The sequence below is a fragment of the Streptomyces sp. F63 genome, assembly GCF_018070345.1.
In the GTDB taxonomy this organism is placed as follows: Bacteria; Actinomycetota; Actinomycetes; order Streptomycetales; family Streptomycetaceae; genus Streptomyces.
Genome location: NZ_JAGPXX010000033.1, coordinates 13,022 through 36,058, shown reverse-complemented (window position 1 = coordinate 36,058; position 23,037 = coordinate 13,022). Strand labels below are relative to the sequence as shown.

The following is a 23,037-nucleotide window of genomic DNA, read 5'->3' as shown; positions in this document are numbered from 1 at the left end:
CGTAGTAACGGGGGCCGGGGGCCACGCGTGGTGAGAGGGACGGGTACCGACCCGCGGGGGCTCTAGTACCAGTTGTTGGCCTGCCAGAACTCCCAGGCACCGCAGGGGCTGCCGTAGCGGTCGTTCATGTAGCCGAGGCCCCACTTGATCTGGGTGGCCGGGTTGGTCTGCCAGTCGGCGCCGGCGGAGGCCATCTTGCCCCCCGGCAGGGCCTGGACGAGACCGTAGGCGCCCGAGGAGGGGTTGGAGGCGCGGTAGTTCCAGCTGCTCTCGTGGTCCACGATGTTGCTGAAGCACTGGAACTGGTCCGCGGGGACCATCTGCCGCGCCATGGCCTGGACCTCGGCGACGGTGTACGAGCTCTGGACCCCGAAGTCGGAGGCGTCGGCGCGCGATTCGGACCGGGCGGCCTTGGCCTCGGCCTCGTCGCGCTCCTTGGCGCGCTTCTCCGCGGCGGCCTTCTCGGCCTCGGCCTTCTTGGCCGCCGCGTCCTCCGCAGCCTGCTTGCGCGCGGCTTCCTCAGCGGACTTCTTCGCCTCCGTCTCGGCAGCGAGGGACTGGGCGTCCGCCTGCTGCGTCAGGGACGCGGTCTGCGCCTGGGCGTGATTCCCGGCGGGTATGTCTGCGAGGAGCGTCGCGTCGGCAGCGGTGGCCTCGACCGGTTCGGTGGTCGAAGCCTGAGTGCCGCCCGAAGCCACACCGACGACAGCGCCGACGGTGGTGACCGCGGTGGCGGACGCCACGGCGAATCCCCGGACCGAAATCCGGCTCACACGGTTTCCTTCCAGCATCGCCCGCACAGGTGACCTCGCGGACGCAATCGTGCCCCTGGCACTGGCCCCCATCTTCCGGTCCCCGCGAGTGCGGGAGCCGGCTGGTCACGGGGGGCACGGACCCGGTGCGTCCTCCCCGGGGGGAGTTCCGCGTGGTGCTCGGGCGGCGTACGGCGGCGCTCTTCAATTCTGGCGGTACGCACCGGGGGTGGCGCGCTCCGCTGCTCCCGGTCCCGGCCCGAAGGCGCTTCCGGGGGTGGTGCTCGTGGTGCCGTACGCGGGGCCTGACAGAACCCACACCCTGCCGGAAGCCGACGCGTTGAGGCAATTCCCCGTTGCGTGGGAAAGCTCACATCGCGTTTGGGCGCTCTTTTTATCGGAAAAAGAGGTGCGCCACGACGCCGCAGCGCTAGGCTGCTGGACCCTTCGCGCGGCACCGTGGCACACCAGGGCGCATTCGCCCCGAACTCCCCTCAGATGTGGGCCTCTTCGAGCATTTCGGTCACCAGGGCGGCAATCGGCGAACGCTCCGACCGGTTCAGGGTGATATGGGCGAAGAGCGGGTGCCCCTTCAGCTTCTCGACGACGGCGACCACACCGTCGTACCGGCCGACCCTCAGATTGTCGCGCTGAGCCACGTCATGGGTCAGCACGACCCGGGAGTTGGCGCCCACCCGGGACAGCACGGTCAGCAGGACGTTGCGCTCCAGCGACTGCGCCTCGTCGACGATCACGAAGGCGTCGTGCAGCGAGCGGCCGCGGATGTGCGTCAGCGGAAGCACCTCCAGCATGCCGCGCTCCACCACCTCCTCGATCACCTCGGCGGAGGTCACCGCGGAGAGGGTGTCGAAGACGGCCTGCGCCCAGGGCCCCATCTTCTCGGCCTCGGTGCCGGGCAGATAGCCCAACTCCTGCCCGCCCACCGCGTACAGCGGCCGGAAGACCATCACCTTGCGGTGCTGCCGGCGCTCCAGCACCGCCTCCAGGCCCGCGCAGAGGGCCAGCGCCGACTTGCCCGTCCCGGCCCGGCCGCCCATCGAGACGATGCCGACCTCCGGGTCCAGCAGGATGTCGAGCGCGATGCGCTGCTCGGCACTGCGGCCGTGGATGCCGAAGGCCTCCCGGTCGCCGCGGACCAGCCGGACCCGCCCGTCGGCCGTGACCCGGCCGAGCGCCTTGCCGCGCTCCGACTGGAGCACCAGACCGGTGTGGACCGGCAGTTTCTCCGCTTCCGCCACATACGCGCTCTCGGCGGCGAAGAGTTCGTCCACCTCCTCCGGGGCAACGGTCAGCTCCGCCATGCCGGTCCAGCCGGAGTCGGTGATGGCGAGTTCGGCACGGTACTCCTCGGCGAGCAGACCGACCGAGGACGCCTTGATCCGCAGCGGCAGGTCCTTGGAGACGACCGTGACGTCGTACCCCTCGGCCTGGAGGTTCCTGGCCACCGCCAGGATGCGGGTGTCGTTGGATCCGAGACTGCCGCCCGGGCCGAGGAAGGACGGCGGCAGTACGGAGGGGTCGGAGTGGTTCAGCTCGACCCGCAGCGTCCCGCCCAGGTCTCCGATCGGGATGGGCGCGTCCAGACGGCCGTGGCGGATCCGGTACTCGTCCAGGAGACGCAGGGCCTGCCGGGCGAAATAACCGAGCTCCGGATGGTGCCGCTTGGCTTCGAGTTCCGTCACCACGACCACCGGGAGCACGACTTCGTGCTCCTCGAAACGGGTCATGGCGGACGGGTCGGCCAGCAGGACGCTGGTGTCGATGACATAGGTGCGCCGGTCGTTCAGGCGGCGCTTCGTGCTGGTCACCACGGGTGGACGAACCCCCTCGGAAGAGGTCGGGGTGCGACGGCGTCGCGGGGGACTGGGCCGGTACCGGCCGCGCTGCACGGGCCGGAGACCGGCCCTCCGCGGCTCCCGTCCGCGAAAGGCCCGGCCGGAGCCGGCCGTTCCGCGCGGTCGTCCGTGTGCAAAGGGCCTCCCGGGCGGACGGCCTCCGAGCCGCCCGCTGCGTTCGACACCCGTGGGCCGGGCGTCGATCTGGAGGTGGTATTCCCTCGAACGAGCGGCCCCATGCCCCGGTGCGCACGTCGCCGGGGTGAACGCGTCCGCAACGGCGCGGAAGGGCGGAGCGGCCCGGCGCACGACCGCGGCCTACGGCCGTCACCGCACGACGGGGGCATGGGCCGGGCAACTGCCCCGGCCCGGCGGCGTAGTGGGGCGGCGCCGGTGCGGCACGGTGGGGCAACGCCGGCCCACCGCGCCGCTCCTCGCCGCCGGGCGGGAAGCGGCGGGCGTCAGCCGCCGTACCGCCGGTGGCGTGCCGCGTAGTCGCGCAGTGCGCGCAGGAAGTCCACCTTGCGGAACGCGGGCCAGAAGACCTCGCAGAAGTAGTACTCCGAGTGGGCGCTCTGCCAGAGCATGAAACCGGAGAGCCGCTGCTCGCCGCTGGTGCGGATCACCAGGTCGGGATCCGGCTGGCCACGGGTGTAGAGGTGCTGGGAGATGTGCTCGATGTCGAGCTTCTCCGCCAGCTCCGGGAGCGAGGTGCCGCGCTCGGCCTCCGCGGTGAGGAGGGAGCGCACGGCGTCGGTGATCTCCTGGCGGCCGCCATAGCCGACGGCGACGTTGACGAGTATCCCCTCGACATGGGCGGTGGCCTCCTCGGCCTCCTTGATCACCGTCTGGGTGCGGGACGGCAGCAGGTCCATCGTGCCCACGTGGTGCACCCGCCAGCGGCCGTCGGCGGCGAGGTCCCGCACCGCGTCCTCGATGATGCCGAGCAGCGGGACGAGCTCGTTCTCCGGACGGTCGAAGTTGTCCGTGGAGAGCAGCCAGAGCGTGACCACCTCGACATCCGTCTCGGTGCACCAGCCCAGCAGTTCCCGGATCTTCCCGGCGCCGGCACGGTGGCCCTGCTCGGCGGTACCGCCGGAGGCGCGGGCCCAGCGCCGGTTGCCGTCCAGGATCACACCGATGTGCTTGGGCCCCTGGGCGGTGTCGAGCCGCCGTTCGACCCGGCGGGCGTAGAGGCCGTACACCAGTTCACGCACTGCCGCATAGGGTCCGCGGCGCCGCCGCTCGGTTTCGCTCTGCCCCCCGGCATTACGCAGCATCGCCTTCTTCAGCCCCTCCGAGCAGTGCCAGCACCGAAACAAGCACATTACTGTGCCCACCGCCGACCGGGCCAACCGTGTCCCGCGACGGCCGTGATAGGGAGGACGACGTGATGCCTCCCCTCCCCGGTTCCCCCCACCGCGCCGCCGACGGACGCTACGACTCCATGTCCTACCGCCGCACCGGCCGCAGCGGGCTCAAGCTCCCCGAGATCTCCCTCGGCCTCTGGCACAACTTCGGCGACGACCGGAGCCTCGCGTCCCAGCGGGCCATCCTGCGCCGGGCCTTCGACCTCGGCATCACCCACTTCGACCTGGCCAACAACTACGGTCCGCCGCCCGGCGCGGCCGAACTCGCCTTCGGCGGGATCCTCGACCAGGACTTCCGCCCGTACCGCGACGAACTGGTCCTCTCCACCAAGGCCGGCTACCTCATGCACCCCGGCCCGTACGGCGAGTGGGGCTCGCGCAAGTACCTGCTGTCCTCGCTGGACGCCTCGCTGCGCCGGATGGGCGTCGACTACGTCGACATCTTCTACTCGCACCGCTTCGACGCCGCCACCCCGCTGGAGGAGACGATGGGTGCCCTCGCCTCGGCCGTGCGGCAGGGCAAGGCGCTGTACGCCGGCATCTCCTCGTACACCGCGGAACAGACACGGGAGGCCGCGCGGCTGCTGCGCTCCATGGGCGTCCCGGCACTGATCCACCAGCCGTCCTACTCCATGATCAACCGCTGGATCGAGGACGACGGGCTGCTGGACACCCTGGAGGCGGAGGGCATGGGCTGCATCTCCTTCGCACCGCTCGCGCAGGGGATGCTCACCGACAAGTACCTGAACGGCATCCCGGAGGACTCGCGCGCCGCCCAGGGGAAGTCCCTCGACCCCGGCCTGCTCACGGACGACGTCGTGCGGAGGCTGCGCGGGCTCGACGCCATCGCCCGGCGGCGCGGCCAGTCCCTGGCCCAGCTCGCCCTGGCCTGGGTGCTGCGGGACGAGCGGATGACGTCCGCGCTGATCGGGGCGTCGAGCGTACGGCAGCTGGAGGCCAATGTGGCGGCGCTGCGCGGGCCGCGGCTCACCGGGGAGGAACTGGCGGAGATCGACACCTTCGCGGTGACCACGCCGGGGGTCAACATCTGGGCACTCCGGAGCTGAGGCCCCTTCCGCTCCGGGAGGGTCCGCGCCCCGGCGCGGGCGGCGGCCGCCATCCCCCGTGCGACACGTTTCCCCCCGTCTCCTCCGCGGCACAGGCCGCCGCGCACGGTCGTCCCGACGCGGGAGAGTCCACGAAGCGGGCACGGTCGCCGTGCGGGAAAACGAGAAGCGGGCCGGTCCGTGGGGGGATACGGACCGGCCCGAGGGGGGGCTTCCACCATAGCCCGTGGAACGGGGTGATCCGCGCACCGCAGGATGCTCGGGACACCGGCGGACAGCCGCCCCGTTACCCGGCGAACGGCGGCGAACCCCCGTGAAATCACCGTTCGTGCCGGTCAGGACCGGGCCAGGCCGCCCAGCAGCAGCCCCAGCAGGGCGCCGGACATCATGAAGGGACCGAAGGGAAGAGCGGTCTTGCGACCGGCGCGTCGCAGCACCACCAGAGCCGCTCCGTAGACCGCCCCGAACAGGAATCCGGCGAACGCACCGGCGAACAGCACACCCCAGCCGTACCACCCGAGGGCGACCCCCGCGGTCAGCGCGAGCTTGACGTCACCGAAGCCCATGCCTGCCGGGTGGACCAGGAACAGGGCCAGATACGCGCCGCCCAGCGCCGCGCCGCCCAGCAGCGCGGCGCTCCAGGAGCCGCCGGGCCCCGGCAGCAGCGCCGCCACGCCGAGCAGGGCGGCGGTGCCCGCCGGCAGGGTGAGGGTCAGCACATCGGGCAAGCGGTGCACGGCCGCGTCGACATAGCCGAGGACGAGCACGAACGGCGCCAGCAGCAGCCACACCGCCAGTTCGGGCCGCGCCCCGGTGGCCGCGGCGAGCCCGCCGCACGTGAGCGCGGACAGCAGGACGGCGCCGGCTGAACGCGGACCGAACCAGGGCCCCAGCCGGGCCGTGGACACCTCCGGACCACCGCCACCGGGGGGCGCACCGGCGCGGAGAGCGGCGCTCGGGGGCGCGGGCTGTGACATCGCCCCGGCGGGCGGCACCGCACCGCTCCGGTCACCCGACGCGCAGAGCGCGCAGCGGCCGAGACCCGCCCAGCCCCGTGCCGGGCCGCCGAGCGGATGCCCGCCGGGGCAGCCGGACCGCCACGGCTCTCCGGGGTCCACGGCCAGCCGGTACGCCGCACGCGGGACCAGCAGTCCGGCGGCGGCGCCGTACAGGGCGGCGAGAACGGTGAGCGGCAAGGACACGCACCGACTGTACGGACCGCGGGCGCGGCGGGTCATGGGCCCGTGGACCCAGACCGGGCGGCCCCGGGACCGGCCCGGCCGACCGCTGACCGCCGCGGCAGCGGCGGCAGCAGCGGCAGCAGCGGCAGCAGCGGCAGCAGCGGCAGCAGCGGCAGCAGCGGCAGCAGCGGCAGCAGCGGCAGCAGCGGCAGGGAACGCTGAGGCTGCGCGCCGCGCCACGCGCCAACGTCCGGTGGGAACATGGCGGCCGGGCTCACCGAAGTGGCCCGGAGACGGAGGCGGCGGACCGAGCAGCGGCCGCCATGCTCCGTACGACCAGCGGACTGACGGGGCGGAAGGCAGCGGCATGGCACACCTGCGCGACGGCATCACCGTCCTGACCGTCATCACCCCGGCCTCCACCTCCGCCACCACCGCGACCACGTCCGCCCCCGCCCCGGCCGCCCCCGCCGACGGCGGGAACGGGGCCGGGACCGGCGGCGCCGCGGACGGCCGGGCCGACGCGGAGGCCGGACGGCGGCCGGCCGGCCGGACCGTCCGCCTGGAGGTCGCCGCTTCCCTGCGGGCCCGCACGCGGGGACTCCTCGGCCGGGACGGCGTTGAGGGGGCGATCCTGCTGACCCCGGCGAACAGCGTGCACACCTTCCGGATGCGGTTCCCGATCGACGTCGCGTACCTGAGCCGGGACTTCCGGGTGCTCGACGTCCGCACCATGCGCCCCGGACAGCTGGGCCGGCCCCGCCTCCGGGCACGCCACGTCCTGGAGGCGGAGGCCGGCGCGATGCGGGACTGGGGGCTGGTCCGCGGCGCGCGGGTCCGCATCGGCTGACCGGACGGCGCCGTCCGCGGGCACGGACGGGCACGGACAGGAGCCGGACGGGTGCGGCGAGCGCCGGACCGGCATGGACCGGCCTGAACAGGCCTGGACGCGCACCGACGAACGGATTCGGTTGGACGGAGGAACGTCGAGGCCCCCTCCGGTCCGCTCGACCGCTGTCCGGACCGGCGTCCCGTTCACCCCCGCTGCGCGTCCCGCCCCGATGGCCGCCGGCCGGTCAGGAAGTCCTCGAAGGTGAGCCGGCCGAGGACGGCGCCGTCCTCTCCGGCCGGCACCAGATTGGCTCCCGCGCGCAGCGCGCGCCCCGCCTTCCCGGGCAGCGGCAGGGGCAGCACGGCCCGCCGCCTGCCGGTGGCCCGCAGCCAGGCGCGGGTGAGTTCGGTGTGCGCGCGGGCTTCCGGACCGCCCAGGTCGGGGACGCGTCCGGCCGGGAACCCGTCCGCCAGCTCGACGAGGCGCCCGGCCACCTCCGTCACGTCGACCGGCTGGAAGCGCACCCCGGCGAAAGCTGCCAGTGCGGGCAGCCCGCGCTGGGCGGAGGCAATGCGGGCGATCAGGTCGTGGAACTGGGTGGCGCGCAGGATGGTCCACGGCACCTGTGAGGACTCGATGATCCGCTCGGTCTCCAGCTTGGCCCGGTAGTAGCCGAGCGGAATCCGGTCGATGCCCACGATGGAGATGTGGACGAGATGCGGGCTGCCGTCCGGCTGCCGGGCCACCGCGTCCGTCAGCCGCCGGGTGGCCTCCACGTCCTCGCGCCCGAGCGTCGTGGCGCAGTGGATGACGGCATCCGTCCCGGCGACCGCCGCGTCCACACCCTCGCCGGTGCGCAGATCACCGGTGGCCCAGTCGTACGGCCGTTCGCCCGCGGCGGGGCGGGGCCGCCGGCTCAGCACGCGTACGGCGGGACGGCCGTCGGGAAGCCGGGCGCCGGCGGGCGCGGCGTCGAGGAGCCGCTGGACCACGACCCGGCCGAGGGTCCCGGTGCCACCGGTCACGAGTACGGATTGCTGCACCACCGCGCGCCTCCTCCGCGGGACGGCGGGGCGCCGCCCCCTCACCCGGCATCATGCCCCCCACCCGCGGACGGCGCCCAGAGCGGAACGCGCCGCGTGCCCCGGCGCCTGTGGCACACCGGGGGCGTACGTGTGCAGCGGCCCGGCCCAGGGGCGCAACCGCGGGAGCCGGAACGTCCGCCGGTCCGGCAGGGCTCGGCGCGGCACCGCAACCAGGGCGGGCGGGCGCCGGAAGGAAAGGGCTGTGGCCGGTACGGGGGTGGGGAGCGTCAGCCGGCGTTGCCGTCGGTGCGGGGGAAGGAGACCTCGACGCGGCGGTTCTTCTTGCGGCCCTCTTCGGTGGAGTTGTCCGCGATCGGGAACTGCTCGCCGTAGCCGCGGATATCGAAGGCAACGCCCGAGTCGAGGTCCTTGGCGAGCTGTTTGTGGACGGCGTTGGCGCGCTTCTTCGACAGAACGTCACCGTGTGCGGAGGAGCCGAGATTGTCCGTGAATCCGAATACCTGGACCCGCTTGGCGTCCTGCTTCTTGATCTCCTCCGCGATGGCGGCGATGCGCGCGTTGGCCTTGCCGTCGAGTTTGGCGCTGTCCCTGCCGAAGAGCACTTCAGCCTGAAGGGCGAAGGTCACGTCGGCGTTGGTGTCCTCGCGCCGCTCGTCCCCGCCGAGGTCCTCCACCACCGATTTGATGTCGAGCACTTTGGCGTCCGCCAGTTGGGCCCCGGCGACCATCTTGAGGTCCGGGTCGTCGGCATCGATCTCGACCGGCGGGGACGGAGTGATCGCCGCCCCGGGGCCACCGGGCGATACGGGCCCGTCATCGGCACGGGCCCCGTCGGCCGTGTGCACACCGAGCACGGACAGGGCGAGGGCCATGACCAGGGCCGTGGGGGCCATCGCGGAGCGGGGCAGGGGCAGGGGCTTGGGGTGAGGACGAGTCGGGGTCATGGGGGACTCACTCGGTGATCTCTACGGTGGCGGAGTCGAACGTGGGGAGGGAGAACTCCACCTCGGTGGTGCCTTCGGGCGGGGCGGGGAACTGCACGAAGACGGGGATTTCCTCGCCTGGCTCGACCTTGGTGATCCCCGTCGTGCAGAGGCAGCGTCCCTCGGTGTCGCGGAGCACGTAGTAGCGCTTCTTGCCCTTCTGGTCGACGAGTGCGGCACCACCGAGGGAGTACCCGTTGGAGACAAGCTCCTTCTCGTTCCCCCGCCAGGCAGGCGTGTCGAAGTACCCTTTCTTCCCTGTGTTCCTCACGGCTCCGTTCACGGTGACGAATCCGCCGGCGTCTCGCTTCACGGAGTGGATGGACAGCTGCATCCCGCTCTCACCCCCCAGTTCGGCGATGGGCTCGGACGCCTTGGAGTCCTCGGCGCCTTCTCCCCCTGACTCGGACTCAGGCTCTTCCGCAGATGCCGATCGCTCGGAAGGATTCTCTTCGGACTGTCCCTTATCGCCACCGCCGCAACCGGCCACGGCGAGGGCAAAGCCCGCTGCGAGCGCTGCTGCGGCGGCTCCCCTTCGGGCCTTCGCTGTGTGCCGAATGCTCATGAAGTGCGTTCCTTTACTGATGTGTACGGTGATCACTCAGACAGGTAGACCGAAAAGAGCTCCGCTACTTCTGGAAGCGTGTCTGTATCGAGATCATCCGGATCCATGATCCAGTCCTCACCGTCGCAGGAGAACTCGATGGAGTCCGTGTCGCCGTTTTCGACGCGACAGCGCGGCTCGACCACTGCTGTCGCGTCGGCCTCGCCGTGTGTGCTCTCGGTACCGGGCACGATGGATTTCCCGATGGTGTACTCGGTGCGGACCCCTACTGAGCACTCGTCCTCGGAGCACTCGCACGGATTGGCGCTGGAGTTGTTCCTGGCTGCGAAGTCAGCCGCTTCGGCGCAGGCGGCAGCCTCGTCCAGATCCGTGAGACCGTTGCCACCGAGCCAGTCCTCCCAGGCGTCCTCGGCCTCGACGGCTTCCAGGAAACCGTCGTACATCTGGTCCCGGACGTCCTGAGCCGCGGCCAGCGCCGCCGCGTCCGCCGCTGTCTGGGCGCCGTTGCGCGTGGCGGCTGCCTGCCCGACTGCGAAGTAGGCGAAAGCAAGAAAGAGCAGGCCTGCCACCACCGTGATGTAGATGGGGAAGGCCTGCCCTGCATCACCCAGCGGGTGACGGCGTATCAACCGGAGTTGATGCTTGAAATGGCTTCCATGATCCGGGCGAGGATCGCGCTGCCGATCCCCGAGCCCGCGATGGCTCCGATGATCAGTACGACAACCAGGATGATGCCCAGGTATTCGAGTGCCGTCTGACCCCGGTCCGCACTCCCCGTCCTCGCCGCCCGGGCGGCGAGGGATTCGATCGCGGTGTTCCGCCAGCCGTGCACGCGGATCCTGGTGTCGGCCGCGGCCTTCGCCAAGGTCTTGTTCGCCATGGGACTGTCCTCCCGTGCTGGCCGGTCGCACCTCGACCGACGCATAGGTCTCCGCCGGACCGTACGGTGCCGCGCCCGGGTGGGGCGAGGGCCCGTGGGCCCAAATGCGGGCCCAGAGGCCGGGGTTCGAGCCGGCGGCGGGGAGGGGCCGTAACCGGGTGTGCGGGTGCCGGCGGTCCCGGTGCGAAGTGGGCATCGTCCGTGTCCCCCGTTCAGCCATGGCCGCCTCCCGCCGGTCCCCGTTGCCACTGTCCTCTGCCGAGCCAGGTCAGTATGGCTTCGGAGCGGCTGGTGGAGGAGAGTTTCGCGAAGATCCGGTTGATGTGGTTCTTGACGGTCTTCTCGCTGATGAAACAGGCCGCCGCGATGTCCCGGTTGCTGAGGCCCGAGGCGATCAGGTCCATCACTTCCGCCTCCCGGTGACTCAGTCCGAACTCGTCCCGCGCTCCCCGGTGTTGGGGCCGCTCGACCAACGACTGTCCCATAAATCGTTGCGCTTGCGAAGTGGATTGCTGACGTTCGGCCGGTTCCGGCCGGGCATCACTTCCGCCCAGCAGGGAGTACGGGCGAGGCAGTGGCGCATTCATGTGTGCAAAAGCATCGGTTTTGTGTTTGCCGGTGGCGGGGTCCGCGTGGTGACGGGCCGCGGGTGCCGGAGTCCGGTCCGGTGTGCGGAGACGCCCGGTCGCCGCGCGCCGGCTCCGCAGGCCGCGCCGGGTCCAGGCCGTCCCGCGTTCCGGGCCCGGGCCCGGGGCGGGGGCGGGGGCCGCGTCCGGGACGGTGCCGGATTCCCGGCGCAGATGTGCCACCAGGGCGTTCACCGCGGTCGTGGTCATCGGGGCGTGGCCGGCGCGGATGTCCCGTACGGCCGCCACCAGCGCGTCGGCGGTGAACTCGCCGTGCACCAGGTAGCCCCGCGCGCCCAGTCGCAGGCACGTCCGGACGGTTTCGCCCTCCCGGCTGTAGGTGAGCATCAGCACCGGCGCGACCGGTACGAGATGCGGCAGCGCGTCGATGCCGTCGGCCCCCGGCATCCGTACGTCCAGCAGCACCACGTCCGGCCGGTGTGCGCGGGCGGCGCGCAGGGCCTCGTCGCCGTCCGCCGCCTCCGCGACGACCCGGATGTCGTCCCGGCCGTCGAGCAGGGCGGCCAGCCCGGCCCGTACCACGGGGTTGTCGTCGGCGATGACGACTCTCAGGAGCCTGGCGGGGCGGTCAGGGACCGGCGAGTTCGCGGCCGGGTGTTCCTCCGGCATGGCCGGGCCTCCTCTCGGTTGTCGGGGGTGCGGGGCTGCTCCGGCCCGGGGGCTGGTCGGGGATGCCGTCCAGCAGGGGGCACGGAGGAGGCGGAGACGCGGAGGTGCGCTGTCCGGCGGGGTGGAGGGAGGGGACGGGCGGCACCGGCCCCCGCACCGGCGTCGGTTCCAGCGGGAGTTCCAGCGGGAGTTCCAGCCGGACTTCCGTACCGGTTCCCGGTGGCCCGCTGCCGATCCGGAGCCGCGCGCCGATGCCGGCCGCCCGCTCGGCCATGCCCAGCAGCCCGAAGTGGCCGTTCCGGCGGAGGGTTTCGAGGTCGGTGCCGGGTCGCAGGCCCCGGCCGTCGTCGGTCACGCGGAGGTGGAGGGTGCGGACGGCCGGCCCGCCGGCGGTTCCGGTGCCCTCCGGCGCGGGCCCCCCGGGGCTCGTGCCCTCCGGCGCGGGGCTCTCCGTGACGCCCGCTTCCACCGTGACCCGGTTCGCCCGGGCGTGGCGGGCCGCGTTCTCCAGGGCCTCGGCGGCGATGGTCAGCAACTGCCGTGCCACGGCGGGCGGTACGGGCGGCAGCGGGGCCCCGGGCGGCACGCGGACGTCGACCGGGATGCCGGTGCGGTGGGACCAGTCGGCCGCACGGGCGGCCAGTTCCCGGCCGATGTCGGTGCGCGCGGGCTCCCCGGGGGCCCGGTCCGGGCGCGGCCCGCCGGGAGTGCGGCGCAGGTCGGACAGGAGCTCGCGGGACTCGGCCGCGGCGCGCCGGGCGGCCCGGGCCACCAGGTCCGCGCGCTGCCGCACGGTGTCCGGGTCCGTACGGTCCACCGAGGCGGCCAGGCTCTCCGCGGCCAGGGCCAGACCGTGCAGGGTCTTGGCCACCGAGTCGTGCATCTCCCGTGCCAGGCGGGCGCGTTCAGCGCAGACGGCTTCCGTGGCGGCGAGCCGGGCGCGGGTCTCGGCGAGGGCGCGGCCGGCCGCACCGAAGCGGAGCAGCAGATTCCGCAGAACCACTCCGGCGGCACCGGCGATGACGCAGAAACCGGGGAGAACCAGGCGCGCGGCCAGGCCGCCGCTCAGGGAGGGGTTGGCACCGTACGCGGCCGCGAGGACGAGGATCTGGAGTCCGGCGAAGACCCCCGCCCCGCGCCAGCCGTAGCAGAGCCCGGCCAGCAGCGGGGTGCAGACGGTGACATAGCCGAGGGTGGACTCGGGGGTCGCGGTCAGGAGCAGCAGCGCGCCGAACAGCAGGTCGATCCCCAGCAGTGCGGGGTGCCGGAGGAGCAGCGGACCGAAGCGCTCCCAGTCGCGGAAGAGGACGTAGGAGCCCATGAAGGTGCACACGACCGCCGAGCCGATGAGCCAGGTGGCGGGGCCCGGTGCGGTGCGGTGGAGGGCGAAGGGGGTGCCGAGGGCGATCATGGCGAGGCGGAAGGCGAACACATGACGGGCCAGTGCCTGAAGGGCGTTGAGCTGGAGACGCAGGCCCTGCTCGTCGCCGGCCACGGGGACGTGCGCCGTCGTCGCGCCGCCTCCCGCGGGGCCCAGCGGCCCCGCGGCCTCCTCCGCGCCCCGGACCGTGCCGGACGTCGCCGCCGTACCGGCCGCCGCGGGCGGCGTACCGTTCGCGCCGTCCGCGTCCTCCGTGCCGTCCGCGCCGTGTGCGGGCATGCGACCCGCCGTGCCCGCCCCCGTCACGGTCCGTTCCCGTCCCACCGCTGTCACCTCCTTCTCCTTCTCTCCCCCGCCGGTCAGCCCGTGATGGCGCCGAAGTCGACTCCCGAGCCGAAGACGAAGCCCGCGACCAGCAGGATGAGCGTCCCCGGGAGCATGAAGGTGGTGACGGCGAGCGTCGCCTTGGGGACGGCCCGGGCGGCGCGGCGGCGGGCGTTCTGGGCATCGGTGCGGCGCATGTCGTCGGCGATCTGGATGAGGGTGTCGACGATGGGCGCGCCCAGTTCCTCCCCCTGCTGCAGCGCGGTGACGAACATGGCGACCTGTTCGCTGTCATTGCGGCGGCGCAGTTCGTCGAAGGCCTCCCGCCGGCTGACGCCCATGTCCATCCGGCGCAGTGTGATGCGCAGTTCGTCCGACCACGGGCCCCGGTACTTCTCGGAGACCCGGTCGAGCGCCTGCCGGAAGCCGAGTCCGGCGCTGACGACGACGGCGAGGACGTCGAGGAAGTCGGGGAGGGTCCGCTCGATGTCGGCCTTGCGCTGCTGGATCGCGGCCCAGATGCCGGCCTCGACCCAGAAGAGGCCGAAGAGGACGAGCAGGGCGGCGATGACGAACTGGCCGCGCAGGAGCGTCGCGAGCGCCCCGGCGAAGCCGAGGAAACCGTAGACCGCGCGGCGGGCGGCGTAACGGTCGAGGGTGAGACCGCCGGGATTGCCCGCCCGGTCGATCCGGCGGCGCACCCTGTCGGCCCGCCGGGGGCCCATCAGGCGCAGCACCAGGGGCGCGTGGCGCATGCCGAGGCGGTCTACGGCGGAGCCGACGGCGGTGGTGCGGGTGGCGCCCACTTCCAGGGCCACCTTGAGGTCACTGGGCAGCTCGGCCTCGCGGCGGTAGAGCGCGATGCCGTAGCCGATACCGGCGGCGCTCAGGGCGGCCAGGAAGGCGAGCAGCAGAGCGGTCATCGGCGGTCGTCCTCCTCTCGGGTGCCCCGGGTCCGGAACCGGCGGGCCGGAGCGCGCGTGCCGGGCCGGGCCGCTTCTGCGGTCCGCGTCCCGCCCGGGGCCGGGGGTGTTCCTTGGGTCACCGTCATGTCCCCGGCCTCAGACGTCGATCCTGGACATGCGGCGGATGAGCACGAACCCCAGGGCGTACAGGCCCAGGCTGACGATCACGGCGGCCTGTCCGTAGAAGGAGCCGGTCATCCGTTCCAGCGCCCCCGGCATCACCCGGTCCATCAGCAGCAGCGCGCCGAGGCCGAAGGCGGGGACGGCGTAGGCGGTGACGGTGATCTGGGAGAGCTGGGTGCGGACCTCGCGCCGGGTCTCCTTCCGTTCCTCCAGGGTCCTGGTCAGGTTGCGCAGCGAGCCGACCACCGTGCCGCCGGCCCGGTTGGACAGGATCAGGGTGGTGACGAGGACGGAGAGCTCCCGGGAGGGCAGCCGTCCGGCCAGTTCGCCGAGGGCGTCGTCGATCGAGTGCCCGACGCCCAGCTTGTCGGCGACGCGCGCGAGTTCCTCCCCGGCCGGTGCGTCCAGTTCCTCGGCGGCCAGGGCGAGGGCGGTGCGGAGGGCCAGCCCGGCCTGGGTGGCGTTGGCCAGGACCCGGGCGAGTTCCGGCAGCTGGTTGATGAACTTCTCGTTCCGCCGGGCGCTCTGCCAGCCGAGGAAGGCGTGGGCGGCCCAGAGGCCGATGAGGCCCGCCACGGGCCCGAAGAAGGCGGCGAGCAGGGAGGCCGCGATCAGCCAGAGAGCGGCGATCCCGGCGGCCACGTAGACGGAGAACTCGCCGGGGGTGACGTCCAGTCCGGTGGCCGCCAGCCGCCGTTCCAGCCGGTTGCCGAGACGGGTCCGGCGCAGCCTGCGGTCGACGGTGCGGAAGCGGCGCTCCCGGCCGCCGGCCGCGGGGAGCCGGCCGGGCGCGCTGAGCCGCTCGATGAGGTCCCGGCGCTGCGCCCGGCCGGCCGCGTACGCGTGCACGCCGGCGACGCCCAGGACGCAGCACAGCAGGGCGGCGCCGAGCGTCAGCAGCGGGAGATTCGCCTGCGGGTCCATGGCGGTCAGCTCGCCTCCCGGATCGTGAGCTGTTCCTCCGACGCGGCGATCCCGTAGCCGGACGGCACCGGCTCGCCCGCCAGGTGGAGCCGGTCGGCGACGCGGCGGGGCAGCGGGAAGTACCCGAAGGCGCCGCGCACCACCCGGTCGGCGCCGACGGGCCGCGGTTCGAAGCGCGCCACGGTGGCGATCCGGTACGTCTCCCGGCCGTGCGAGGAGAGCAGGGCGATCTCGCTGACCTTGCGGCTGCCGTCGGCGTGCCGGGAGAGCTGGACGATGCAGTCGACCGCGCTGTTGATCTGGTCCCGGAGCGCCTCGTAGGGGATCTTCACCTCGGACATGGAGGCCAGGGTCTGCAGCCGCATCAGGGCGTCCTCGGCGCTGTTGGCGTGCACGGTGGCCAGGGAACCGTCGTGACCGGTGGACATGGCCTGGAGCATGTCGAGGGTCTCGCCGCCGCGGACCTCGCCGACGATGATCCGGTCCGGGCGCATGCGGAGGGAGTTGCGGACCAGGTCGCGGATGGTGATCCGGCCCTTGCCCTCGACGTTGGGCGGGCGGGTCTCCAGCCGGATGACATGGGGCTGCTGGAGCTGGAGTTCGGCCGCGTCCTCGACGGTGATGATCCGTTCGCCCTCCGGTACGAGGCCGGAGAGGGCGTTGAGGAGGGTGGTCTTCCCGGAGCCGGTGGCACCGGAGACGATCACGTTGAACTTGGCCCGGACCAGGCCGGAGAGCAGCATCACCATCCGGTCGTCGAGGGTGCCGAGGCCGATCAGCTCCTGGAGCCGGTAGGCGCGCGGGAAGCGGCGGATGGTGAGGGTGGCGCCACTGAGGGAGAGCGGCGGGATGATGACGTTGACGCGCTCCCCGGAGGGGAGGCGGGCGTCGACCATCGGATTGGCCTCGTCCACGCGGCGGTTGACGGTGGAGACGATGCGTTCGATGGTCTGCATCAGCTGTTCGTGCGAGGCGAAGCGCACGGGTACCTGTTCGACGCGGCCGGCGCGTTCGACGTAGACGTGGTCCGGGCCGTTGACCATGATCTCGGTGATGGACGGATCTTCGAGCAGGGGTTCGAGCACGCCGAGGCCGAGGGCCTCGTCCACCACGCGCCGGATCAGCTGGGCGCGTTCGGAGGTGGAGAGGACGGGGCCCTCGCGGCTGATGATGTGCCCGAGGACGCGTTCGAGGCGGGCCCGCCGCTCGGCGGCGGCCAGCGCGGACATCTCGGCGAGGTCGATCTCCTCCAGCAGCTTGGCCCGGTAGACGGCGACGAGGTGCCCGTCCTCGCGGGTGGCGCCGTTGTCCTCGGGTGAGGTGACGCGCGCCCTCAGGCTCATGGTGTGCTCCTCGTCGTCCGTGCCGTGCCGTGCCGTGCCGGTCGGTCTGTGCGATGTCGATCCGTTGCGGTGCCGGTCCGTTGCGGTGCCGGTCCGTTGCGGTGCCGGTCCGTTGCGGTGCCGGTCCGTTGCGGTGCCGGTCCGTTGCGGTGCTGCGGTCCGCCCGTGCGGCGTTCCCGTGGCGCCGGGCGGGTGGTTCAGTCGCGGGGCATGGTGGCCCGCTTCGTGACGGTGCCGAAGTCGCCGACCCCGGGGATCAGGGAGGGGATGGTGACGGTGGCGGTCGCGACGGCCTCCTCCCCGTCGCCGCCGATGCCGATGCGGGTGCCGTCGGTGAGCCAGCCGCTGACCGCGGCCCGCCCGGCCGCCGCCGGATCGGCGTCGGCCTCCTCGTAGGAGGCGGTGCGGGCGGCGGCCCGGGCGGCCGTACCGGCCTGGGAGACCGTGTGGGCGACCACGCCGAGCTGGATCGTGGCGAACGCCACCAGCAGCAGGACCGGGACGAAGCCGATGAACTCCACGGCCACCTGGCCGCGTTCGCGCGCGGCACCGCGGACGGCCGCCCCCCGGAACCGCCCGGCGCCCGCCCCGGCGCGGCCCGTGGCCGCACTGCCCGCCGCCGCACTGCCCGCCGCCGCACTGCCTGTGGCCGCACTGCCCGCCGCCGCACGGTCCGCGGCCGCCACCGGCCCGTCGCTCACCGCCGTCATGGCCTGCCCTCCTCCGCCGCGCCCGCCCCGCCGTTCACGGTGACCGGGAAGTCCACCGCGCCGGGGAAGAGCACCGGCACCCTCAGCCCGACATGGGCCTTCCACAGCCCGTCCTCGCGCACGCAGTTCACGGAGGCGCCGCTCCGCCACGCCCCCGGCAGGTCCTCCACCGCGGCCGTCTCGCACGCCCCCGCGCTCCGGGCGGCGGTGGCGGTGCGCGCGCCCTGGTCGGCCGCGTGGCCGGCGAGCGAGTACGTGTAGCCGAGCAGCGCGCACTGCCAGCACAGGATCAGCACCACGGCCAGCAGCGGCACCAGGCCCAGGAACTCCACCGCCACCTGACCGCTGTCGCCGCCCCGGCCCCGGCCGCCGCCCGGCAGGCCGCGGCGCCGCCGCAGGCTCAGCGCGCCCCGGTCGCCGTACTTCTCCAGCGCCCGCCCCCGTGCCGCGCCCCGGCCGGAGCGTCCGCCGGTGCCCGCGGCATCGCCCGTCAGCCCGAGCTCGGCGGCGAGGGCCCACAGCGCCTGCTTGACGGAGGAGCGGTCGTCCAGGTCCTGGAGGCGCCCGGCGTCCACGGAGGGCTGGAGTTCCTTGAAGCCGGCCGGCACGGCGGTCCGCGCGACCCGTGTGCCGGTGATCCTCTCGACCAGCGGCGGCTGGATCTCGGTGGCGCGCGTGTGCCGGTTGACGAGCGTCAGGGTCTCCTCGGCCTTGCGGATCTGCAGCCGGTCCCAGAGCCGCACCAGGCGCTTCGCGGCCCGGACGGCGACGACGTCCGGGGTGGTCACCATCAGCGCCGTGTCGGACATCTCGACGGCCGCCGCGTTGGCCCCGTTCATCTGGGTGCCGCAGTCGATCACGACGACCTCGTAGCGGGTCCGCAGCGAGCTGACGATCTGCCGGGCCGCCCGGTCGGTGACCTCCTCGCCGCGCTCGCCGTCCGCCGGGGCGAGCAGCAGTCCCAGGCCGGTCGCGTGGTCGCAGACGGCGTCCTGGAGGACGCGCGGCGAGATGTCGCTGATCTGCGCCAGGTCCACCACCGAGCGGCGGAACTGCACATCGAGATAGGAGGCGATGTCGCCCGACTGGAGATCCATGTCGACGAGCGCGGTGGAGCGGCCGGAGGCGTGCGCCGCCAGCGCCAGCTGCACGGCGGTCACGGTCGTGCCCACGCCGCCCTTGGCGCCGGTGACGCTGACGACGGTGCCACCGGGCCCGCCGGGGGCCTCGGGGCCCGCCCCGAGATGGCGCCGGACCCCGGCGGCCCACTGGGCGGCACCCTGCACCCGGGCGGACAGCTCCTCGTAGTGGAGCGGCAGCGCGGCGAGCCCGCGGGCGCCCGCGTCCATGGCCGCCTGGAAGAGCTGCGGCCCGGCGTCGGCCGAGACGAGCACCACCCCCACCGCGGGGAAGCGGAGCACTGTCTCCCGGATGAGGTCCAGGGCGGGCACGGGCCCGATCCGCTCGTGGACGACGACGACCTCGGGGAGGTCCGCGACCGATTCCCCGGCGAGCCGTGCCAGAGTGTCGAGGAGGGCGGTGGAATCGGGCACGGGCGGCGCCGGCTCGGCGTCGGGGAGCTGGCTGAGCAGGGTGGTGAGGGACCGGGCGGCGTCCGGGTCGCCGGCGGCGGGGAGGATTCTGGTGGTCATCCGGGCCTCACTTGTCCCCGTCGAGGGTGTACGTGCGGTCGCGCGGGCGGATGGGCTCGCTGCCGCCGGGCGCGACGAGGGCGAGCCGCACGTGGGAGGCGAAGGACTCGGCGTAGGCGACGCGCTGGGCGTCGAGGGTGCCGAGGGCGAAGGTGATCGGCACCGCCTCGGTGCTCTGCCCGCGCCGCCGGGCGTCGTCGTCGCGGTCGAAGGGGGTGAGTTCGCCGACGTCGATGACCTGGGCGCCCTCGACGATCACCTTGGACTGCGGCTCGGCGTCCTCCTCCCGGCCGTCGAAGGTGGCATAGATGTTGACCCGGGCGCCCGGGCGGATCTTGCCCGCCACCCCGGTGGCGGCGTCGATCATGATGGCGATCTCCTGCTCGCCCTCCTCCAGGGCCGGCCGCTCGACGATCATGTCGCGCTGGAGCAGCGAGCCCTTGCGGAGCGGGGTGAGCGCGATCTTGCCGGTGAGGTCGCGGAGGTCGGTGACCGCGGTCTCCGGAAGCCAGCGCTCCGGCATGGTGATCTCGTCGAACTTGGCCGCGGACAGCTCCTCGTAGGGCTGTATGTCGGCCCGCACCTCGTAAGCCGTGGTCTCCGGGCCGACCTTGGACCGTACGTCGCCGATCACCATCAGGACTCCGACGAAGGCACCGGCCGCGCAGAGGACGGAGAGCAGGAGCAGGATCACTCCGCGGCGCTGACGTGAGTTCATCGGCGGGGAACCTCGTTCATCGGGGACGTGTCCGGAGCGGACGGGGGATGGGGGCGGGGCGAGGGGCGGGGCACAGCGGTCTCCGGGGAGCCGGCTAGGTGACGGCGCCGGGGGCGAGGGCGGCGCTCCCGGCGGCCACCGGGGAGCAGCAGAACGCGCAGCGGTCGCCGATGAGTTCGAGCCCGCACCAGCGGCACTCCGTGGTGCGGACCGAGGCGACCAGCTGGTACAGGATCGACAGATCGGGGATGGCCGCGGCGAACTCGACGAGCCGGCCGCTGCCCCACCAGCGGGCGGAGTCGGCGGGCAGGGTGGCCTCCCGCACGCTGTGCACGCGCCAGGCCGGGGCGAGGGTGCTGAACACCCAGTCGGACGGCGACTGGCCGCGGGCGACGACGAGTTCGGTGCCGTACTGGGGCCCGCCGGGCACCGCGCCGCCGGGAGTGGCACGGCGGAGCAGCGGCTCGGGGCTCGCGAGGACGGCGAACTGGCTCCCGGGCACCCAGGACGTGGCGTGCTCCCTGAGGCCCACCGGCACACGGTCGAGGCGGGAGACGGAGGACAGCAGCGCGCCGGCGTGGACGTAATGGGTGAGCAGCCGGACGGCGGATCCGAGGATGCCGGGGCTGAAGTCGCAGAGCGAGAGGCGGCGCAGCTGGTGCGCGAGGACGGCGACGGCCAGCGGCGGTAACTCCAGGCGGACCAGGGCGATCCGGTCGCTCTCCAGGATGGAGCGCACCCCGTGCAGCCGGCGGTGGACGGCGGCGGGCAGCGCGGACGGGTAGAGGACGATCAGATAACCATGGCTCTCGATCAGTCCGTAGGTCCGGGCGAGGGCGTCCTCCAGCGGCATCTCCGGTGCGAGGACGGTGGCGGGGGGCGTCTGCCGGTCGAGGGCCGGGAGAACGAGGTCGGGGGCGGTGACTGCTATCGCGGTGGGCACGTCAGGTTTCCCCGTTCACTCCGGCGGCCGGGGCTGCGGACGCCGTGGACCAACACTGCGCAGCGCAACTGCTTCGCTACTGTCACAGCACTTTATCCGCGTCGTCTGCATTGGAGAACAGTTCCCCGGTATCGGAGAATTCGATCTTCAACTGACACGGGGGCATCTTCCGCCTCTTCTGTGGACGAACGGCCGGCCGAACGCCCTGGCCTCCGCTCACCAGGGGAGTTCCCGGACCTGCTGGACGCAGAGCACGACGAACAGCAGCCCCGCGGCGGCCAGCATGACGTTGCTCAACGGGCCGTTGCGCCACTCCCGAGGGGTGCGGTCCGAGTTGAGCAGCCACAGCAGCGTCAGGGCGAGGAACGGCATGAAGAACGCGCCCAGGACCCCGTAGAGGACCACCAGCCCGAACGGCTGGTCGAGGAAGAGCAGGCTGATGGGCGGGAAGGTCAGCCAGAGCAGGTAGGCCCGGAACGGCAGCGACTTCTCCGCCGCGCCGGTGGCGAGTTCGGCGACCACGGGGTCGGGGGCCGCGGCCCCCGCCGCTGCCGGGGTCCCCGCGGGGGTCGCGGGCGTCGCGGGCCGCACGGGCGTCCCGGACCGCACGGGGCCCAGGGGGTCCAGGGGTTCCGCGGGGTCCAGGGGTTCCGCGGGTTCCAGGGGTTCCGCGGGTTCCACGGAGCCTGCGGGATCCGCGGGCGCCGCGGCGCGGGCGGCCGCCCGGTCGCTGCGCACACGGTCCACGAAGTCGGTGAACAGCAGGCTGACACCGTGCCAGACGCCGATGAGCGAGGAGAAGGAGGTGGCGAAGAAGCCGACCAGGAAGAGAGTGGCGGTGGTGGCGCCGAAGCGCGCCTCCAGCACCTCCCCCAGGGCCAGCAGTCCCCGGTCTCCGCTCGCCAGGGCGATGTTGGCGGAGTGCAGCAGCTCCGCGCCCGTGATCAGCATCGCGATCACGAAGACGCCGGTCGTCACATACGCGACGCGGTTGTCGAGCCGCATCACCCGTATCCAGCCGGGGCCGGTCCAGCCCTTGGCGTTGACCCAGTAGCCGTACGCGGCCATGGTGATGGTGCCGCCGACGCCGCCGATCAGGCCGAGCGTGTAGAGCAGCGAGCCGTCCGGCAGGGCGGGCACCAGTCCGGCGACGGCCGCGGGCACGTCCGGGCCGACCCGCAGCGCCACGTACACGACGACCACGAACATCACGCCGACCAGCACCGTCATGGCTTTCTCGAAGACGGCGTAGTGGTTGAACCAGACGAACGCCAGACCGATCAGCCCGGTGATCACGGCCCAGGTCTTGAGGCCGAGGAAGTCCGGGAACAGCGCGGCGAGCGGCAGGGCGCTGGAGGACATGGCGGTGGCTCCGTAGACGAAGCCCCAGACGACGACATAGCCGGCGAAATAGACGGTGGTCCACGCGCCGAGGCTGCGCCAGCCCTCGAACAGCGTCTGCCCGGTGGCGAGATGCCAGCGTCCCGCGGCCTCGGCGAGGGAGATCTTGACGAGGCATCCGATGACGGCGGCCCACAGCAGGGTGTAGCCGAACCGGCTGCCGGCGATCAGCGTGGCGACGAGGTCACCCGCGCCGACCCCCGTCGCGGCGACGACGATCCCGGGTCCGATGTACCGCCAACTCGATCTGCGCGGACTCCCGGTGGCCGGGCCGGTGCTCTCCCCCGCCTCGTCCGTACGTGTCACTGGCCCGCCTCCGCGTCCGTGCCGCCGCTGTCACCGCTGTCACCGCTGTCACCGCCGCCCCCGTCACCGCCGTCGGCCCGCGCGCGAACCCGCGGGCGCCGGCACACAAGAAGGCCATTCCCCACGGGCGTCCGCTCCACTCCCGCCCCGTCCGCGCCCCCGTCCGCCCTCTTCCGCCCTCTTCCACGCCCTCCCGCGCCGGTGCCGCTCCCGCGGTGCGGCGCGGTCCTGCCGCCCGGGGCCCGCCGCACCCTCCGACCGGAGTGCCGCACCCCGCGGCGCCCGGTGCCGTGACCGGAAGGGTCTGCCGGGAAGCTCGCGGCGTCCGGTGCGGCGCATCGCAGGGCGGAGTGCCGCCCGGGTACTGGCGAAGTGCCGCCCGTGCACTGGGTGCACGCGGACAGTGCGGACTGCGGCGTGGGGCCCCGGCCGAAGGCTGGGGGAACGCCGGACCGGGCA

General features: G+C 73.2%; 22 protein-coding genes. 2 read left to right on the top strand and 20 right to left on the bottom strand.

What is annotated here, in order from left to right; genetic code table 11:
- Positions 1 to 62 precede the first annotated feature (62 nt).
- The 3 genes from KBZ10_RS24735 to KBZ10_RS24725 all read right to left on the bottom strand — a co-directional run bounded on the left by KBZ10_RS24735 (position 63) and on the right by KBZ10_RS24725 (position 3,825).
- Entirely contained in the window at positions 63 to 791 is a 729-nt protein-coding gene (locus tag KBZ10_RS24735; RefSeq protein WP_210989933.1) for a transglycosylase SLT domain-containing protein, read from the bottom strand.
- A gap of 455 nt (positions 792 to 1,246) precedes the next feature.
- Positions 1,247 to 2,584 carry a PhoH family protein gene (locus tag KBZ10_RS24730; protein ID WP_210989932.1) on the bottom strand — a complete coding sequence of 446 codons (1,338 nt, stop codon included), beginning with the start codon at positions 2,582 to 2,584 and terminating at the stop codon, positions 1,247 to 1,249.
- A 485-nt stretch (positions 2,585 to 3,069) separates the two neighbouring features.
- Positions 3,070 to 3,825 carry an isoprenyl transferase gene (locus KBZ10_RS24725; protein ID WP_307847593.1) on the bottom strand — a complete coding sequence of 252 codons (756 nt, stop codon included), beginning with the start codon at positions 3,823 to 3,825 and terminating at the stop codon, positions 3,070 to 3,072.
- A gap of 176 nt (positions 3,826 to 4,001) precedes the next feature.
- Between KBZ10_RS24725 and mgrA the strand changes: the two genes are divergently transcribed.
- Positions 4,002 to 5,045 (top strand): L-glyceraldehyde 3-phosphate reductase, encoded by a 1,044-nt coding sequence (gene mgrA / locus KBZ10_RS24720; protein ID WP_210989930.1) that lies wholly within the window; start codon positions 4,002 to 4,004, stop codon positions 5,043 to 5,045.
- A 335-nt stretch (positions 5,046 to 5,380) separates the two neighbouring features.
- Here mgrA and KBZ10_RS24715 read toward each other — a convergent pair whose 3' ends face one another.
- Positions 5,381 to 6,247 carry an A24 family peptidase gene (locus KBZ10_RS24715; RefSeq protein WP_307847592.1) on the bottom strand — a complete coding sequence of 289 codons (867 nt, stop codon included), beginning with the start codon at positions 6,245 to 6,247 and terminating at the stop codon, positions 5,381 to 5,383.
- A gap of 32 nt (positions 6,248 to 6,279) precedes the next feature.
- Complete coding sequence (locus tag KBZ10_RS24710; RefSeq protein WP_210989928.1) at positions 6,280 to 6,489, bottom strand: hypothetical protein; 210 nt, start codon at positions 6,487 to 6,489, stop codon at positions 6,280 to 6,282.
- A gap of 143 nt (positions 6,490 to 6,632) precedes the next feature.
- On the opposite strand from KBZ10_RS24710, the gene KBZ10_RS30645 reads away from it, so the two are divergent.
- Complete coding sequence (locus KBZ10_RS30645; protein WP_374223414.1) at positions 6,633 to 7,076, top strand: DUF192 domain-containing protein; 444 nt, start codon at positions 6,633 to 6,635, stop codon at positions 7,074 to 7,076.
- Between the two features lie 185 nt (positions 7,077 to 7,261).
- On the opposite strand, the gene KBZ10_RS24700 is transcribed toward KBZ10_RS30645, so the two are convergent.
- From KBZ10_RS24700 to KBZ10_RS29775, 15 genes are all read right to left on the bottom strand, one after another.
- Positions 7,262 to 8,101 carry an SDR family oxidoreductase gene (locus KBZ10_RS24700; protein ID WP_210989927.1) on the bottom strand — a complete coding sequence of 280 codons (840 nt, stop codon included), beginning with the start codon at positions 8,099 to 8,101 and terminating at the stop codon, positions 7,262 to 7,264.
- A 269-nt stretch (positions 8,102 to 8,370) separates the two neighbouring features.
- On the bottom strand, positions 8,371 to 9,048 hold the full coding sequence (locus tag KBZ10_RS24695) for an OmpA family protein (RefSeq protein ID WP_374223412.1): 678 nt from the start codon (positions 9,046 to 9,048) through the stop codon (positions 8,371 to 8,373).
- Positions 9,049 to 9,055: 7 nt separating this feature from the next.
- Positions 9,056 to 9,652, bottom strand: a complete 597-nt coding sequence (locus KBZ10_RS24690; RefSeq protein WP_210989926.1) for a hypothetical protein — start codon at positions 9,650 to 9,652, stop codon at positions 9,056 to 9,058.
- A gap of 32 nt (positions 9,653 to 9,684) precedes the next feature.
- The gene (locus KBZ10_RS29785) at positions 9,685 to 10,281 is read right to left on the bottom strand and encodes a pilus assembly protein TadG-related protein (protein WP_282107881.1); all 597 of its coding nucleotides are present in this window, start codon (positions 10,279 to 10,281) and stop codon (positions 9,685 to 9,687) included.
- Complete coding sequence (locus tag KBZ10_RS29780) at positions 10,278 to 10,532, bottom strand: hypothetical protein (RefSeq protein WP_247702927.1); 255 nt, start codon at positions 10,530 to 10,532, stop codon at positions 10,278 to 10,280. Before KBZ10_RS29780 ends, KBZ10_RS29785 begins: the two co-directional genes overlap by 4 nt.
- A 212-nt stretch (positions 10,533 to 10,744) precedes the next feature.
- Entirely contained in the window at positions 10,745 to 11,788 is a 1,044-nt protein-coding gene (locus KBZ10_RS24680) for a response regulator transcription factor (RefSeq protein WP_210989924.1), read from the bottom strand.
- Complete coding sequence (locus tag KBZ10_RS24675) at positions 11,748 to 13,448, bottom strand: sensor histidine kinase (protein ID WP_210989923.1); 1,701 nt, start codon at positions 13,446 to 13,448, stop codon at positions 11,748 to 11,750. The genes KBZ10_RS24680 and KBZ10_RS24675 overlap by 41 nt, the downstream gene beginning before the upstream one ends.
- Positions 13,449 to 13,528: 80 nt before the next feature.
- Positions 13,529 to 14,416, bottom strand: coding sequence for a DUF5936 domain-containing protein (locus KBZ10_RS24670; protein ID WP_210989922.1), 888 nt, complete (start codon positions 14,414 to 14,416; stop codon positions 13,529 to 13,531).
- Positions 14,417 to 14,554: 138 nt separating this feature from the next.
- Complete coding sequence (locus tag KBZ10_RS24665; protein ID WP_210989921.1) at positions 14,555 to 15,505, bottom strand: type II secretion system F family protein; 951 nt, start codon at positions 15,503 to 15,505, stop codon at positions 14,555 to 14,557.
- Positions 15,506 to 15,510: 5 nt separating this feature from the next.
- Positions 15,511 to 16,848, bottom strand: a complete 1,338-nt coding sequence (locus KBZ10_RS24660; protein WP_210989920.1) for a CpaF family protein — start codon at positions 16,846 to 16,848, stop codon at positions 15,511 to 15,513.
- 197 nt (positions 16,849 to 17,045) lie between these two features.
- Positions 17,046 to 17,558 carry a TadE family protein gene (locus tag KBZ10_RS24655; RefSeq protein ID WP_210989919.1) on the bottom strand — a complete coding sequence of 171 codons (513 nt, stop codon included), beginning with the start codon at positions 17,556 to 17,558 and terminating at the stop codon, positions 17,046 to 17,048.
- Positions 17,555 to 19,210, bottom strand: a complete 1,656-nt coding sequence (locus KBZ10_RS24650; RefSeq protein ID WP_210989918.1) for an AAA family ATPase — start codon at positions 19,208 to 19,210, stop codon at positions 17,555 to 17,557. Before KBZ10_RS24650 ends, KBZ10_RS24655 begins: the two co-directional genes overlap by 4 nt.
- A 7-nt stretch (positions 19,211 to 19,217) precedes the next feature.
- Positions 19,218 to 19,928, bottom strand: coding sequence for a Flp pilus assembly protein CpaB (gene cpaB / locus KBZ10_RS24645; protein ID WP_210989917.1), 711 nt, complete (start codon positions 19,926 to 19,928; stop codon positions 19,218 to 19,220).
- Between the two features lie 94 nt (positions 19,929 to 20,022).
- Positions 20,023 to 20,871 carry a hypothetical protein gene (locus KBZ10_RS24640; RefSeq protein WP_210989916.1) on the bottom strand — a complete coding sequence of 283 codons (849 nt, stop codon included), beginning with the start codon at positions 20,869 to 20,871 and terminating at the stop codon, positions 20,023 to 20,025.
- A 216-nt stretch (positions 20,872 to 21,087) separates the two neighbouring features.
- Complete coding sequence (locus KBZ10_RS29775; protein ID WP_307847591.1) at positions 21,088 to 22,578, bottom strand: Nramp family divalent metal transporter; 1,491 nt, start codon at positions 22,576 to 22,578, stop codon at positions 21,088 to 21,090.
- Between the last annotated feature and the right edge of the window lie 459 nt (positions 22,579 to 23,037).